Below are 12972 nucleotides of genomic sequence, written 5' to 3'. Positions count from 1 at the left end.
CTTTCCATGCCGCAAGACCGCACCCTTCTTTACGCAGGACGCGGGTTCGAGGTGGCGCATGTGCGCCTGCACGCGCCGCAGGGGCCGGCGTGGAGCGACCTGTACACCGTGGCCTCGCCGCGCGTGGTCTTCCCCATCGGGCGCACGCGGCTCGACGTGCGCTCGGGCGACCACACCTGGCTGACCGACGCGCTCACCGCCATCCGCTTCGGCGACGCCACCGCCTACCGGCTGCGGCCCGAGACCGCGACCGTGCGGCACAGCCTCGTGGTCAGCGGCCAGGCATCGGTGAGCCCGGCCCACGGTGAAAGCGCGGCGGGCGTGAGCGTCTGCCTGCTGACCCCGCAGGCGCTGTACCGCATGCACGCGGCGCGGCGCCAGTTGCCGGACACCGACAGCGCACAGGCCGCGGCCTTGGTGGCCGCGCTCGTCGCCGAACTGGGCAGCGCGCCGCACCAGGCGCCCTGGCACGGCGCCGTCGCGCGTGCACGGCAGCTGCTGCTGTCCGAAGGCAGCGGCCCGGGCGCGCGGCCTGCTCTCTCGCTGGACGAACTGGCCGAGGCCGTGTCGCGCTCGCCCTTTCACCTGGCGCGGCGCTTTCGCCAGCAGACCGGCCTGAGCCTGCACCAGTACCGCCAGCACCTGCGGCTGGCGGCGGCGATGGAGCGGCTGGCCGACGGCGAACGCGACCTGGCGGGCCTGGCGCACGACCTGGGCTACTGCAGCCAGAGCCACCTGGGCGCCGTGTTCCGGCGCGGCGTCGGCGTCACGCTCGGCGAGGCCCGCCGCGTGCTCGGGCCTGCCGACGCAGCAGGCGCACGAATCTGATAGCTTTCGCGCCGGCCGGGCCACAGACTGGCCCGATGACGACATCGCCTCGCACCCTCTGGACCGGCGCACTCGCCGCGCTGGCCGCCGCCCTCATCGGCAGCGCCTGGCAGCTGCTGTCGCGCCACGGCGTGACCGCCACCGCGCTCGGGCCGATGGACCTCGCCCTGCTGCGCTACGGCATTCCCGCGCTGCTGCTCAGCCCGCTGTGGCTGCGCGGCAGGCTCGTGCCGCCGGGTGCGTCGCGCGGTGCGCTCGTGCTGCTCGTCGTCGGCAGCGGCCTGCCCTTCGGCCTGCTGGTGCTGGCCGGCGCGCAGTGGGCGCCCGCCAGCCACATGGGCATCTTCATGGCCGGCAGCCTGCCGCTCTTCACCGCGCTGGGCGCGTGGGTCTACCGGGGCGAGCGCGTGCATGGCCTGCGCCTGCTCGGGCTGGTTGGCATCGCCGTCGGCATGGCCGTGTTCGCCGCGGGCAACTTCGGCGAGGGCCTGCGCCAGCAGCACTGGCGCGGCGACCTGCTCTTTCTGCTGGCGGCCCTGCTGTGGACCGTCTACTCCCTGGCCTTCGGCCGCTGCGGCATGAGCGCATGGCAGGGCGCGGCCTTCGTCAACGGTGCGTCGACCCTGCTGCTGTTGCCGCTGCTGTGGCTCGCCGGCCCGCCGCGACTGTTCGCCGCGCCATGGACCGACATCGCGATGCAGGCCGCAGGGCAAGGCGTGGTCGCCGGCCTGCTGGGGCTGGTGGTCTACGGCGTGGCGATCACGCGGCTGGGCGCCGCACGCGCCGCGCTGTCGTCCGCGCTCGTGCCCGTGCTGACCACGCTCGGCGCGGCATGGTGGATGAACGAGCCCGTCACGCGCGCCGCGCTGCTGGCGCTGTCGGTCGTGGTGCCCGGCGTCGTGCTCGCGAGCGGCGCGCTGCGGTGGCGGGTGCTGGCGCCGCGCGACAGCGAAGGGCGGGCCCCGGGGCAGAATGCTGCGGCGCCCTTGCCCACTTCCGAAAGCACTCGCCCATGAAGAAAAAGATGAATCGCCTTCGCACCGCCACGCTCGTGGCCGCCTCGTTCGCGTCGCTCTTCGCCTTCTGCGGCGCGGGCTGGGCGCAGCGGCCGGAGCCGCAGCAGCAGCAGCAGCAGCTGCAAGCACAGCAGCAGCCCCCGGCATCGCCACTGCACCGCAGCGTCGTGCGCGTGCCCACGCCCTTCGTCGAGAACGGTGCGCCCGTCACGCTCGAGATGGTCATCTACAAGCCCGACGGCGCCGGCCCGTTCCCCACCGTCGTGTTCAACCACGGCTCCACCGGCATCGGCAACGACCCGGCCTTGTTCAAGCAGACCTGGGCCCCCGAGCGAACCGCCCGCTGGTTCACGCAGCGCGGCTGGCTCATCGCCTATCCGCAGCGGCGCGGACGCGGCCAATCGGACGGCCTGTACGACGAAGGCTTCACTGCGAAGCGCGAGCACTACAGCTGCGAGCCCGCCATCGCCCTGGCCGGTTTCGACCGCGCCGTGGCCGACCTCGACGCCGCCGTCGCGTGGCTGCAGCGCGACCCCGACGTCGACACCCGCCGCATGGAAATCGCAGGCCACTCGCGCGGCGGCATCCTCGCGGTTGTGTATGCGGGCCTGCACCCCGACATGTTCCAGGGCGTCATCAACTTCGTCGGCGGCTGGATGGGCGACAAGTGCCCCGGCAACGCCGCCGACGCCATCAACCCCGCCACCTTCCGCCGCGGCGCGGCCTTTGCCAAGCCCACGCTGTGGCTCTACGGCGAGAACGACCCGTTCTACGCGATGTCGCACAGCCACAAGAACTTCGAAGCCTTTCGCGAAGCGGGCGGCAAGGGGCGCTTCGAGAGCTTCACGCTGGAGGGCGGCGCGAGCGGGCATGGGTTGCTCGGGCAGCAGGGGCTGTGGGGGAAGGCGGTGGAGGCGTATCTGGCGGCGCCGTAAGGTGGTGCGGCACCGTCGTGCGCTAACGGCGCAGGTCGGCTGCCGCGGCGTTCAACTGCGCAATGAAGTCAGGAAGAGGAATACGTGAGCCCAGGCTTCCGTCCTTCGCGGGGAACGCAACGCAGAGCTGGTCCCGGCCTTCCTCGCGGTCGAGCAGCAACAAGAACTGACCATCGAAACTCAGCTCTGCGACGAGGTGCTCGTGCGCTGTGTCGCTCAGGATGGTGGTTTCCCATTTCTCGTTGTTCATGTCTGCTCTGCGGATGGAAGATGACGCTGCCGTGCGCTGCGGGTTGAGGTTCAGCAGGGCCGGATGATAGGTCGACAGGTCTGCGAATCCACCCTCGCCCCACCTGCCAATCACTGCGTGCAGCTCTTGGTGGAAGCGGTGTGCAATGAGCGCCTCGCGCGATTCATCCCTCTTCGAATCGGCTCGAAACGGAGGCTGAAAGACCCAGCGGCGCGCCGACGGGCCGGGGATAGCCCACTTCGCTCAGGATTTCATCGAAGTCCAGGTGAAGCAGTTCGACAAGCTTGTCGATATCCCGCAGTTTCATGGTCCCGTTCGCCATCAAGGTTGCGGCACGCCGTTCTGATGTGCCGAGCGCACTCGCTACGTCGCCGAGGGTGAAACCGGCGGTGGCAAGCTCTCTTCGAAGAATCGCAAGTAGATGCGGAGTTCCGTGCATCGGTGGACTGGCCATAGTGAAACCCGCGCTTGAATCGCGCGAAGCTAATCAGCGCGATTGTTCCGAGCATGGCGATGATCCCGGCGTGTTATCCGGGAGGTAGCGTTTCCTGCCACTCCGGGTATCCCGGTATCGCGGACCCGCGCAGGGCCTTTTTTCTTCATCCTTCCCGGCTTCACCCACCGGAATTTCGGGACGGAGGCGGAGGGCAAAATGCGCCTGAGCGACCGCCCGTCGATGCTGTGAACTTGTTGCAAGCGACTTGGCCGCACCTCTTCGCGCCGTCATCGGGCGATCCGTGCAAACGACATGCAGGGACATCTACGAAATGAAAGACATGACAACGCCTCTGCGACGGCAGTTGAGTGGCGATCTGCTCCTGGCAATGAAGGCGAAAGATTCCGTCGCAATCTCGGCATTGCGATCCGTTCTTTCCGCGCTGGACAACGCTTCGGCCGTTCCGGCAAGCACGGTCCCCGTTCCAGTCTTCGGTCTGAATGGCGACGTTCCCAGAAGAGAGCTTTCGGACATGGATTGCCAGGAGATCATCGGCGCCGAGATAGGCGCCTGGTCTTTGGCGGCCCAAGAGCATGAGCGCCTTGGGAATGGCGATGAAGCGGCCCTCTTGCGTGCGCAGAAAGCTGCGATCGAGCGCTACATGGGAACCGGTGAGCGCACCCCACAGGCCCTTTCAACCGATCGTGACGGAAACGCCGCTGCTGGTGAGCGGTGAGGTCAGGCGCCGGACGTGAGTGAGGCGAGGCAAGCCACGTCAATCAGCGTTGACCTCTTAAGGCTTGCCAGCACCGCGCCGCCTCCATATCACGGCGTCCGCCAAGTAGTGATGGAAGTTCAGGACGAAGTGCGCAATAAGAATGGTTGGAAGTCCCAGCCAAAGAAGGCTCTCTCCCACATGATCGGCGGCCAGAAACAAAGCAGCTCCCCCGATAGAACACGTCAGAAAAAATGTCGCTGGCGATTTCAGAACCTCAACCAACGACTTGCGACGCACCGAAGCACTGTCTGATTCTTCACTGCTTTGTCCCGTCATGACTTCGGTTCGCCGTTGGCGATACACGAATATCAGGTACTGAATGTTGTGCCAGACGTTGACTACCAACCAGCCCACCGTGATGTCGCTGATCCAGACATAGCCAACCAACGAAATCACCAGGTGCGAGAGCACGAAGCTGTTGAAGGGCTCATTCGCCGGCTTCTCGCTCCTGGCCTGCATCATCAGGTGAGCGAACCAGAACAATGCACCGGCGATGGCTGCGACGCCCACCGCAAAGGCCAACTCCTGCGGAACGGGAGGAAACCAGATGGGGTACCCCAGGAAGTTTTGGGGCGCCTGCGCACTGCGATGCAGGTACCCCCACGCAGGAAACAAATAGAGCAGCAAATATGGCAGCTTCCGATAAGGCACCTGAAGCCGATGGTCATGGCGTCTGGCGATTCCATAGCTTTGGCGGGCAACATGGAACGTCTGAAGCACGAAATACAGGGCGAGCAGCCCGGCCGCTTCATAGGCCAGCGCAATGACCGTCAAAGCCGCCAATATCAAGAGAGGTGCGACAACGATCAGGACCCAGCGCAGGCGAAGGCGCGAATAGATCGCGCCGATGCGCGTGTAGGTCGCAACCAGATGAGGGTTCGCCAGCATCCATATGTTGATATAGAGAACGGCCAGCATCATCGGCGCGGACCACGAGGCCAGCGCGCCGGCCGTCAGCGCTGCGAACAGGTTGCCAAAGATGAACCAATGCTCCTGGCGCATCGCGGTGTTTGTGCCGCTCCCCGACGCAGGCTGCGCGTGGACGGTCATGTCACGGCAATCGCAGCACGCTGAGGCCGTGGCGATCCGAGGGGCGCCTGTTTGGGAGGCACCGAAAACACGGAGCGAGGCCGCAGATAGCGCTCGAGGTCGGTACGCATGCTTTCGTATGCCCCATCTCGCGCCGCCGTGAATCTCGGCTCGAGGCTTGCACGGCTCATGACGCCAGACAAGCCTGCGGGGGGAAGCTGCTGGTACGGATCGTAGTCTTCGGTGACCTCGCACGGGTAGCAGTGCCCGTCAGCGTCGTACTGGCTGTGGATCTTCACCTTGTAGACCACACCGCCCTCCTTGGCTGGATCGACGGGAAAACTGAAAGCCAGAGTGAGCTCCGACGCCTTTGAAGGGGCCTCGCTTTCAATGGGCAGAAAGCCGGCGCTCCGGTAGGCGCGAACAATGTTTTCCTTGAGACTGGGCAAACTGAGGCCAACGAAGGCGTTACCGAACAGGGCCTGCTCCCCTTCCCATTGCCGCTTGTAATTGAACCGAAACGCAGGGTCGACATGTTCGCGCCCCACGGATTCGAGCGTCGCGTACGCGTTGTCGATGGCCGGTACGAGCCGCGCGCTCAGGTCGTACTGGGCCATCCAGGGAAGCGCTTTGACCTCTTGCGCATTCTTGATCTCGGCAAATCTCAAGAAGCATGGATTGCACTTCTTCTTGCCGTCGAGCAACTCGTCGGCGGATACGAGAACGGTGGGAACGAACTGCACCTTCGAATCCGCATTGAATTTGAACTCGAAGACCGTCGATTTTTTCTTCTGCTCATCCACGGCGACGAAAGAGAAGTCTGACTTCTGAAACGCCTTACGCACCATCGACCTGAATTCCGCCACGCTGACATTTCGATAGGCAGCGACGGGGAAGGTGGGCGTTCCGACCTTGTAGCTGAGATCCAGAACGCTCCGATACAGCTGAGGCTGAGCGAAAGCGGTCAGTCCGACCAGCAAGAAGCATCCGCCAAGCAAAGCTTTTCGAATGCCGGAAGTAAATACCATGTGTGCTCCCTGTAACAGCGCCCGTGTGTGCGTGGAGTCGCCATTGGCGCCAATTGATTTTTTGACGAATGTCCAATACCGGCCGATAACGCGGCTCCGAATCGTCGCATGGAACCTCTCTGCGAGATAGGCACGGCCTTGGTTAAACGCCTCAGACAAGCATCCATCGGCACGATGGAATTCGGCGTTTAGCGAAAAAGTTCCGAGACCAATTGGGGGCTCAAACCCCTGTTGCCTACAAACGACGGCTTCCGCCTACAGAGCGCCCCCTCCATTTGTGTCCCCAAATTGAGCACAATCCCCCCATGCCAAACATCGCCTCCATCCTCAAAGCCGAAATTTCCCGTGTCGCTCGCAAGGAAGTGCGAGCGGAAATCGAAACCCTCAAGAAGGCCTCCGTCGCGCACCGGGCATCGATTGCCGACTTGCGCCGTCAGGTGAGCGCGCTCGAAAAGGAATTGCGCAAGGTCGCCAAGGGCTCCGCGCGTCAGGCACCCGCCGCAGCCGGTGCTGCCGGCAACGACGCCGACGCAGTCGGCCCCAAGCGCCGCTTCAGCGCCAACCGGCTGGCCGCGCACCGCGCCAAGCTCGGGCTGTCCGCGGCGATCTATGGGCAGTTGGTTGGCGTGTCGGGCCAGACGATCTATCACTGGGAACAAGGCAAGGCGCGTCCGCGTGCGGCGCAGCTGGAGCGACTGGCCACGGTGCGGGAACTCGGGGCGCGCGAGATTGCAGAGCGGCTGGAAGCGCAGTAAGCAAGTCACCCGCCGCACACCATGAAACTCGGTTACACCATCGTCTACGTTCCCGACGTCGCCGAGTCGCTGAAGTTCTTCGAGCAAGCCTTCGGACTGCCCACGCGCTTCCTGCATGAATCAGGCACTTATGGCGAACTCGAAACTGGCGAGACCACGCTGGCGTTCGCCGCGCACGCGCTCGGCAATTCCAACTTTCCGGGCGGGCATGTCGCCGCCTCGGAATCCGCGCAACCGCTGGGCATGGAGCTGGGCCTCGTGACGCCCGACGTGCCCGCCGCGCACAGCCGCGCGCTCGCAGCCGGCGCCACGCAGCTGTCGGCGCCGGTGACCAAGCCCTGGGGGCAGGTGGTCTCGTACGTGCGTTGCCCCGACGGCACGCTGGTCGAGCTGTGCTCGCCCATCGGCGGCTGACGGGCGCCCTGCCCCACTAGCGGCTGGCCGGCGCCTACCGGGCATAGCGGCCGATCCACGTGCCGGCCTTCGTGATGTAGCCACGGACGCCATCGCGCACGACCTCGAGCACCTGTGGATCGAACGACAGATCGATGTCGTCGTACACGGGGTCGATGACCACGTCGCCCGTGGCATCGATGCATCCCCATTTGTTGTTGGTGTGCAAAAAGACGGCGAATCCCGCGTAGCAGAAGCTCGACAGGTCGTCGAAGACGGGGTCGATCGCCACATTCCCGGCCGTGTCGATGAAGCCCCATTTCTCCCCGATGCGGACTTTGGCCAGTCCGTTCCTGGCGAAGCCGGAAGCCTCCACATAGCGGGCCGGAATTCGGGGTTCACCGCTCGCGTCCATGTAGCCATGGCGATGGTTGCCTCCCTTGAAGGTCGCCAGCCCGCACGCATCGAACTCACCGAATGTCTTGAATGCCGGGCGCAGCACTTCCTTGCCGGTGACGTCGATGAATCCTGTGAAGTCGGCGCGCCTGGCCTTGGCGAGACCATTGACGGCGAATGCACCGATCCCGTCGTAGAGGGTCGGAACCACCAGTTCCCCTCGGACATCGATGCATCCGCAGGTGCCTTCCGGTGTGCGGATCGTCGCGAGGCCCGAGTCGTCGAACGAGCGGGCATACTCAAAAACCGACGCGAAGACCTTGCGGCCCTTGGTGTCCACAAAGCCGTGCTGAAACAGCTGTTCCCGGTCGAGGATCACCTTGGCGATGCCCTGGTTGGAAAAATCTTCGGCCTGATGGAACGACGGGCCGACCACGGTGCGACCCGTTCGATCGATGAACCCGAGGCCCGTTTCGCTTTCGAGATCCAATCGCGCAACCGCAAGGCCATTCGTGGCAAAAGGCCCGACGTCATGGAACTGCGGAGGAACAACGACCTCCCCTCCGAGATCGATAAATCCGAAGAGGCCGCTCGTAGCGGATCTGATGAGAAGCATGGTCTCTTTCGCTGTACCGAGGGACAGTCGAAATGATACGGAGGCTTCTCAGGCGCAGATTTCTAGTCGATCAACGCCACCGCCCGCCGCGCAACCCCCGCGGCCTGCGCGCCCACCTGCACCGCATCGGCCGCCGCCGCGCTGCCGCTCTTCGCGCGCGCCGCGATGCCTTCGAGGATCACGGCGAAGCGGAACAGCGAGAACGCCAGGTGGAAGTTGGTCACCGGCTCGGCGCAGCCGCCGGCCTGCTGGTAGTGGGCGATGTACTCAGCCTGCGTGGGAATGCCTTCGGCCGCGAGGTCGATGCCCTGCATGCCTTCGAACTCGTCGGCGCCGGTGTGCCAGGCCATGCAGTTGTAGGCCACGTCGGCCAGCGGGTGGCCCAAGGTCGACAGCTCCCAGTCGAGCACGGCGATCACGCGCGGCTCGGTGGGGTGGAACATGAGGTTGCCGAAACGGAAGTCGCCGTGCGCGATGGTGGTCTGGTCGCCCGGTGGCAAGTTCGCGGGCAGCCAGGCGATGAGGCGGTCGATGTTCGCGTCTTCGCGGGTGCGCGACGCCTCCCACTGCCGGGTCCAGCGGGCGATCTGGCGCTGGAAGAAGTTGCCGGGGCGGCCGTAGTCGGTGAGGCCGACGGCGGCAAGGTCCACCGCGTGCAGGCGCGCCAGGGTCTCGGCCATCGCAAAGTAGGAGGCGCGGCGCTCGGCGGGCGCGATGCCGGGCAGCGCGTAGTTCGACAGCACGCGGCCTACGAGCTTCTCCATCACATAGAAGGGCGTGCCCGCCACGGCGCGGTCGTCGCAGTACAGCACGGTGCGCGGCACGGGCACGTCGGTGGCGGCCAGGGCGCGCAGCACGCGGTACTCGCGGTCGACCGCGTGGGCCGAGGGCAGCAGTTCGCCGGGCGGCTGCTTGCGCAGCACCAGCGCGCGGTTGTCGAAGTCGACGAAGAAGGTGGGGTTCGACTGCCCGCCGCCGATGCGCGCCAGGCGCATCGGGCCTTCGAGCTCGGGCAGCGCCTGCCGCAGGTGGCGCTGCAGGCGGTCGGCGTCGAACTCGATGCCTGCTGGGGTGGCGTCTGCAGCTGCGCTCATGGCCGGCGGAACACGGGCTCGCGTTTCTCCAGGAAGGCTTTCACGCCTTCGGCGAAGTCGGGCCGGTCGATCAGCTCGCGCTGGCGCTCGGCCTCGTGGCGCATCTGGCCGACGAGCGACTGGCCCGCGGCCGATTCGTACACGGCGCGGATCTCGTGTGCCGCGTGCGCGGGCAGGCGCGCGAGCCGCTGCGCAACGGCCACGGCCTGGGCGCGCAGTTCGGCGTCGTCCACGCAGGCCCACACGAGGCCCCATTGCGCGGCCTGTTCACCCGACAGGCGTTCGCCGAGCAGCGACATGCCGACGGCGCGCGCGCGGCCCACGAGCCGTTCGAGGAACCAGGTGGTGCCCAGGTCGGGCACGATGCCCAGGCGCGGCATGAAGGGCAGGTAGAAGTAGGCCGATCGCGCGACCAGCACGACGTCGGCGGCCAGCGCCACGCCCACGCCGGCGCCCGCGGCGGGGCCGTTGATGGCGCTCACCACGGGGAAGGGCATGCTGCGCAGGTCTTCGATGAGGCGGTTCGACAGCGCCTCCATCGCGTCGGCCGTGCGCTGGCCCAGGCTGCCGGGCGCGCTGGCGTCCATGCTGCCCAGGTCTGCGCCCACGCAGAACGATTTGCCGACGCCGGTGAGCACCACGGCGCGCACCTCGCCTTCGTCGCGCAGCTGCGCGAGCCGCTGGCGCAAGGCCTCCTGCAGCGGCACGGTGAGCGGGTTGAGCCGCTTGGGAATGTTGAAGCTGAGGATGGCGACGTCGCCGTCGCGCTCGTACAGAAGGGGGTCCTGGTCGTCAGGCTGGCTCATGAGTGGGCTCCGAAGGGCGTGAGTAGGTAAAGGCGTTCACTTCATGTTCAGCGCGGGCCCGACCGGGTCGAGGTCCACGCCGTTGAAGCGCACGGGCTGCATGGAGGCGTACGCGTGCAGGTCAGCGGCCGAATTGGCCATGGTCACGCCGGGCAGCAGCATCGAGATGCGCGGGCTCTTGAGGGTGCTGGCGGCCACGCGCACGCTTTCGCGCGTGGGGTTGGCGCCGGCCTCGCGCAACACATGCGCCATGAGCTGCGCCACGATGTAGCCCGACACGCCGCTGCCGTTGCTCGGGTCGACGCCGCTGGCGTGGGTCTTGAGCAGCTCTAGGTACTCGAGCACCTCGGGGTCGCGGCTCCAGCGCGGGCTCATGGGCTCCTTGTAGACGGCGAGCGCGACCACGCCCTTGGCCTTGTCGGCGCCCGCGGGCTCGAAGGCCATCTTCACGGAGGCGGCGGCAAAGTTGAGGTAGCGGTCGGGCGTCCAGCCCACGTCGGCGACCTTGCGGATGGCCTGCGCGGCGGTGCGCGCGGTGGCGGCCATCACGAGCACGTCGGCACCCGACGACTTGAGCTGCACCACCTGCGAATCGACGGTGGGGTCGGTCACTTCAAAGGTGGCCTGCGCCACGATCTTGGCCTTGCCCTGCTTCGACAGGCCTTCCTGCAGGCCCTTGAGAACCTCGCGTCCGAGGTCGTCGTTCTGCATGAGCACGGCGATCTTGGCGTCGGGGCGGTTCTCGATGATGTGGCGCGCGAACACGCGGCCCTCGCCCTGGTAGCTGCCGAGAAAGGGCACGGTCCACGGGTACTTGGCAGCGTCGTCGAACTGCGCGGCGCCCGACTGCACGAACAGCTGCGGCACCTTCTTGGCGTTCATGTAGCGCTGGATGGCCATGTTGGGCGCGGTGCCCAGGTTGCCGAAAATGGCGAGCACCTGGTCTTCCTCGACGAGGCGGCGCGCCACCTCGACGGTCTTGGGCGGCGAGTACTGGTCGTCGTAGATCAACAGGCGCACCTTGCGCCCGTGGATACCGCCCTGCTCGTTGAGTTTCTTGAAGTAGGCCTCGGCCACCTTGCCGACCACCGAGTAGCCCGACACGGGCCCCGACAGCGGCATGGGCATGCCCAGCACGATCTCGGCGTCGCTCACGCCGGCTTCGGGCTTCTTCTGGGCCAGGGCCGGCAGGCTGATGCAGAGCGTGGCAAGGCCGGCGGCCAAAGCCGTGCGGCGGGAAAGCGGATGAACCATGTCGCGTGTCTCCTTCTGTGTTGCTGAGTGGCCGGGTGGCCTGCGTCGTCAGTCGTCGTCGGAAAGCGGTTCAGGCGGAGGTGGCCCGGTTCGGCCCCATGTAGCCGAAGAGGTGGCCCGCCACCTTGCGCATCTGGATCTCTTCGGAGCCCTCGGTGATGCGGTAGCGGCGGTGGTGGCGGTAGATGTGTTCGAAGGGCTTGTGGCGCGAGTAGCCGATGCCGCCGTGCACCTGCATCGCGCGGTCGGCGGCCTCGCACACCAGGCGGTTGGCCCAGTAGTTGCACATCGAGACCTTGTCGGACAGCTGCTTCTCGACCTGCGGCTTGGGCATCTGGTCCATCTGCCACGCGGTCTTGCGGATCAACAGGCGCAGCATCTCGACCTGCGTGGCCAGCTCGACCAGCGGAAACTGGATGCCCTGGTTGCGCGCCAGTTCCTCGCCGAAGGGCTTGCGCTCGCGCGCGTACTTCACGCTCTCGCGCACGCAGTAGTCGGCGGCGCCCAGGCTCGACGCGGCCTGGCGGATGCGGTTCTCGTGCACGAAGTGCTGGGCAATGGCCAGGCCGCCGTCGAGCGGGCCGAGCACGGCGTCTTCGGGCACCCACACGTTCGTGAAGCTCACGCGCGGGTGGTCGGTGGGCATGTTGAAGGTCCAGAGGTACTCCTCGATCTTCACGCCCTCGGCCTGCGCGGGCACGAGCAAGGCGCTGATGCCGCGCGCGTCGCCGTCGCGCCCGCTCGTGCGTGCGAAAAGCACGCAGTGCGTGGCGGTGTGCATGCCGGTGGTCCACATCTTTTCGCCGTCGATGCGAAAGCCGGCGCGGCCGTGGCGCACCTCGGGCACGGCGCGGGTTGCCATGTGGGTGGCGTCGGAGCCGTGCTGCGGTTCGGTGAGGCCGAAGGTCAGGCGCACACGTTCGTCGAGCATGCCCTGGATGAGTTCGTCGCACTGCGCGGGCGTGCCGAAGTCGCGAATGGCGAGCACGAAGGGGTTGTTGGCGACGATCGAATGCTCGTTCTGCAGGTCGTTGTGCAGGCCCAGGCCGCGCGCCGCAAAGTGCTCGCGGATCACGGCCATCCAGAGGTTGCTGCCGTCGCGCCCACCGAATTCGGCGGGCAATGCAAAGCGCAGGTGGCCCGCGCGGTCGGCGCGGTGGCGCGCCTCGGCCAGCAGCGCCTCCCACTCGGGACGCGGCAGGCCGCCGTTCTCGAAGTCGGTGCGGGCCCATTCGCGGCGGTGGTCGAAGAAGCGCTCGTTGTCGTCCTGCGCCTGCAGCGGTGCGATCTCGCGATCGATGAAGGCGTCGAGTTCCTCAAGATAGTCGACGAGGTCGCGGGGCAGGTCGAAGTCCATG

The 12972-nt window shown here is 66.5% G+C and carries 15 protein-coding genes; 6 read left to right on the top strand and 9 right to left on the bottom strand.

Annotated features, from left to right (window positions below; all coding sequences use genetic code 11):
• Nucleotides 1–6: 6 nt before the first annotated feature.
• From AC07Q9_RS20425 to AC07Q9_RS20415, 3 genes are read left to right on the top strand one after another with little or no spacing between them, the layout of a single operon-like run.
• Nucleotides 7–828, top strand: coding sequence for a helix-turn-helix transcriptional regulator (locus AC07Q9_RS20425; RefSeq protein ID WP_495311624.1), 822 nt, complete (start codon nucleotides 7–9; stop codon nucleotides 826–828).
• Between the two features lie 35 nt (nucleotides 829–863).
• The gene (locus AC07Q9_RS20420; RefSeq protein WP_495311623.1) at nucleotides 864–1844 is read left to right on the top strand and encodes a DMT family transporter; all 981 of its coding nucleotides are present in this window, start codon (nucleotides 864–866) and stop codon (nucleotides 1842–1844) included.
• Between the two features lie 8 nt (nucleotides 1845–1852).
• The gene (locus tag AC07Q9_RS20415; RefSeq protein ID WP_495311621.1) at nucleotides 1853–2779 is read left to right on the top strand and encodes an alpha/beta hydrolase family protein; all 927 of its coding nucleotides are present in this window, start codon (nucleotides 1853–1855) and stop codon (nucleotides 2777–2779) included.
• Between the two features lie 22 nt (nucleotides 2780–2801).
• On the opposite strand, the gene AC07Q9_RS20410 is transcribed toward AC07Q9_RS20415, so the two are convergent.
• Both AC07Q9_RS20410 and AC07Q9_RS20405 read right to left on the bottom strand, forming a co-directional pair.
• Entirely contained in the window at nucleotides 2802–3029 is a 228-nt protein-coding gene (locus AC07Q9_RS20410) for a hypothetical protein (protein WP_062475204.1), read from the bottom strand.
• A gap of 163 nt (nucleotides 3030–3192) precedes the next feature.
• The gene (locus AC07Q9_RS20405; RefSeq protein WP_495311619.1) at nucleotides 3193–3468 is read right to left on the bottom strand and encodes a hypothetical protein; all 276 of its coding nucleotides are present in this window, start codon (nucleotides 3466–3468) and stop codon (nucleotides 3193–3195) included.
• A gap of 337 nt (nucleotides 3469–3805) precedes the next feature.
• On the opposite strand from AC07Q9_RS20405, the gene AC07Q9_RS20400 reads away from it, so the two are divergent.
• Nucleotides 3806–4201 carry a GatB/YqeY domain-containing protein gene (locus AC07Q9_RS20400; protein WP_495311617.1) on the top strand — a complete coding sequence of 132 codons (396 nt, stop codon included), beginning with the start codon at nucleotides 3806–3808 and terminating at the stop codon, nucleotides 4199–4201.
• Between the two features lie 57 nt (nucleotides 4202–4258).
• On the opposite strand, the gene AC07Q9_RS20395 is transcribed toward AC07Q9_RS20400, so the two are convergent.
• Both AC07Q9_RS20395 and AC07Q9_RS20390 read right to left on the bottom strand, forming a co-directional pair.
• Complete coding sequence (locus AC07Q9_RS20395) at nucleotides 4259–5293, bottom strand: hypothetical protein (RefSeq protein WP_495311615.1); 1035 nt, start codon at nucleotides 5291–5293, stop codon at nucleotides 4259–4261.
• Nucleotides 5290–6300: a hypothetical protein gene (locus AC07Q9_RS20390; RefSeq protein ID WP_495311613.1), complete on the bottom strand. Its 1011-nt coding sequence runs from the start codon at nucleotides 6298–6300 to the stop codon at nucleotides 5290–5292. The genes AC07Q9_RS20395 and AC07Q9_RS20390 overlap by 4 nt, the downstream gene beginning before the upstream one ends.
• A 305-nt stretch (nucleotides 6301–6605) precedes the next feature.
• On the opposite strand from AC07Q9_RS20390, the gene AC07Q9_RS20385 reads away from it, so the two are divergent.
• Both AC07Q9_RS20385 and AC07Q9_RS20380 read left to right on the top strand, forming a co-directional pair.
• Complete coding sequence (locus AC07Q9_RS20385) at nucleotides 6606–7055, top strand: helix-turn-helix domain-containing protein (protein ID WP_495311611.1); 450 nt, start codon at nucleotides 6606–6608, stop codon at nucleotides 7053–7055.
• 21 nt (nucleotides 7056–7076) lie between these two features.
• Nucleotides 7077–7469: a VOC family protein gene (locus AC07Q9_RS20380; RefSeq protein WP_495311608.1), complete on the top strand. Its 393-nt coding sequence runs from the start codon at nucleotides 7077–7079 to the stop codon at nucleotides 7467–7469.
• Between the two features lie 34 nt (nucleotides 7470–7503).
• Here the strand turns inward: AC07Q9_RS20380 and AC07Q9_RS20375 are convergent, their stop codons facing one another.
• From AC07Q9_RS20375 to AC07Q9_RS20355, 5 genes are all read right to left on the bottom strand, one after another.
• Nucleotides 7504–8460, bottom strand: coding sequence for a WG repeat-containing protein (locus AC07Q9_RS20375; RefSeq protein ID WP_495311606.1), 957 nt, complete (start codon nucleotides 8458–8460; stop codon nucleotides 7504–7506).
• 62 nt (nucleotides 8461–8522) lie between these two features.
• A complete protein-coding gene (locus tag AC07Q9_RS20370) occupies nucleotides 8523–9554 on the bottom strand; it encodes a phosphotransferase family protein (protein WP_495311604.1) in 1032 nt (343 codons plus the stop codon).
• Nucleotides 9551–10360: an enoyl-CoA hydratase-related protein gene (locus AC07Q9_RS20365; protein WP_495311602.1), complete on the bottom strand. Its 810-nt coding sequence runs from the start codon at nucleotides 10358–10360 to the stop codon at nucleotides 9551–9553. The genes AC07Q9_RS20370 and AC07Q9_RS20365 overlap by 4 nt, the downstream gene beginning before the upstream one ends.
• A 36-nt stretch (nucleotides 10361–10396) precedes the next feature.
• Nucleotides 10397–11614, bottom strand: a complete 1218-nt coding sequence (locus AC07Q9_RS20360) for an ABC transporter substrate-binding protein (protein ID WP_495311600.1) — start codon at nucleotides 11612–11614, stop codon at nucleotides 10397–10399.
• Between the two features lie 70 nt (nucleotides 11615–11684).
• Nucleotides 11685–12971: an acyl-CoA dehydrogenase family protein gene (locus AC07Q9_RS20355; protein ID WP_495311599.1), complete on the bottom strand. Its 1287-nt coding sequence runs from the start codon at nucleotides 12969–12971 to the stop codon at nucleotides 11685–11687.
• Nucleotide 12972 lies beyond the last annotated feature (1 nt).

The organism is Variovorax sp. GW821-FHT09A10 (assembly GCF_059418385.1).
The sequence above is the reverse complement of the archived record's forward strand: the minus strand, read 5'-3'. Positions and strand labels throughout refer to the sequence as shown.

Coding starts and splice junctions, on each gene's coding strand:
- AC07Q9_RS20425 (WP_495311624.1), top strand. CDS start 7: ATGCCGCAAGACCGCACCCTTCTTTACGCAGGACGCGGGTTCGAGGTG.
- AC07Q9_RS20420 (WP_495311623.1), top strand. CDS start 864: ATGACGACATCGCCTCGCACCCTCTGGACCGGCGCACTCGCCGCGCTG.
- AC07Q9_RS20415 (WP_495311621.1), top strand. CDS start 1,853: ATGAATCGCCTTCGCACCGCCACGCTCGTGGCCGCCTCGTTCGCGTCG.
- AC07Q9_RS20410 (WP_062475204.1), bottom strand. CDS start 3,029: ATGAACAACGAGAAATGGGAAACCACCATCCTGAGCGACACAGCGCAC.
- AC07Q9_RS20405 (WP_495311619.1), bottom strand. CDS start 3,468: ATGCACGGAACTCCGCATCTACTTGCGATTCTTCGAAGAGAGCTTGCC.
- AC07Q9_RS20400 (WP_495311617.1), top strand. CDS start 3,806: ATGACAACGCCTCTGCGACGGCAGTTGAGTGGCGATCTGCTCCTGGCA.
- AC07Q9_RS20395 (WP_495311615.1), bottom strand. CDS start 5,293: ATGACCGTCCACGCGCAGCCTGCGTCGGGGAGCGGCACAAACACCGCG.
- AC07Q9_RS20390 (WP_495311613.1), bottom strand. CDS start 6,300: ATGGTATTTACTTCCGGCATTCGAAAAGCTTTGCTTGGCGGATGCTTC.
- AC07Q9_RS20385 (WP_495311611.1), top strand. CDS start 6,606: ATGCCAAACATCGCCTCCATCCTCAAAGCCGAAATTTCCCGTGTCGCT.
- AC07Q9_RS20380 (WP_495311608.1), top strand. CDS start 7,077: ATGAAACTCGGTTACACCATCGTCTACGTTCCCGACGTCGCCGAGTCG.
- AC07Q9_RS20375 (WP_495311606.1), bottom strand. CDS start 8,460: ATGCTTCTCATCAGATCCGCTACGAGCGGCCTCTTCGGATTTATCGAT.
- AC07Q9_RS20370 (WP_495311604.1), bottom strand. CDS start 9,554: ATGAGCGCAGCTGCAGACGCCACCCCAGCAGGCATCGAGTTCGACGCC.
- AC07Q9_RS20365 (WP_495311602.1), bottom strand. CDS start 10,360: ATGAGCCAGCCTGACGACCAGGACCCCCTTCTGTACGAGCGCGACGGC.
- AC07Q9_RS20360 (WP_495311600.1), bottom strand. CDS start 11,614: ATGGTTCATCCGCTTTCCCGCCGCACGGCTTTGGCCGCCGGCCTTGCC.
- AC07Q9_RS20355 (WP_495311599.1), bottom strand. CDS start 12,971: ATGGACTTCGACCTGCCCCGCGACCTCGTCGACTATCTTGAGGAACTC.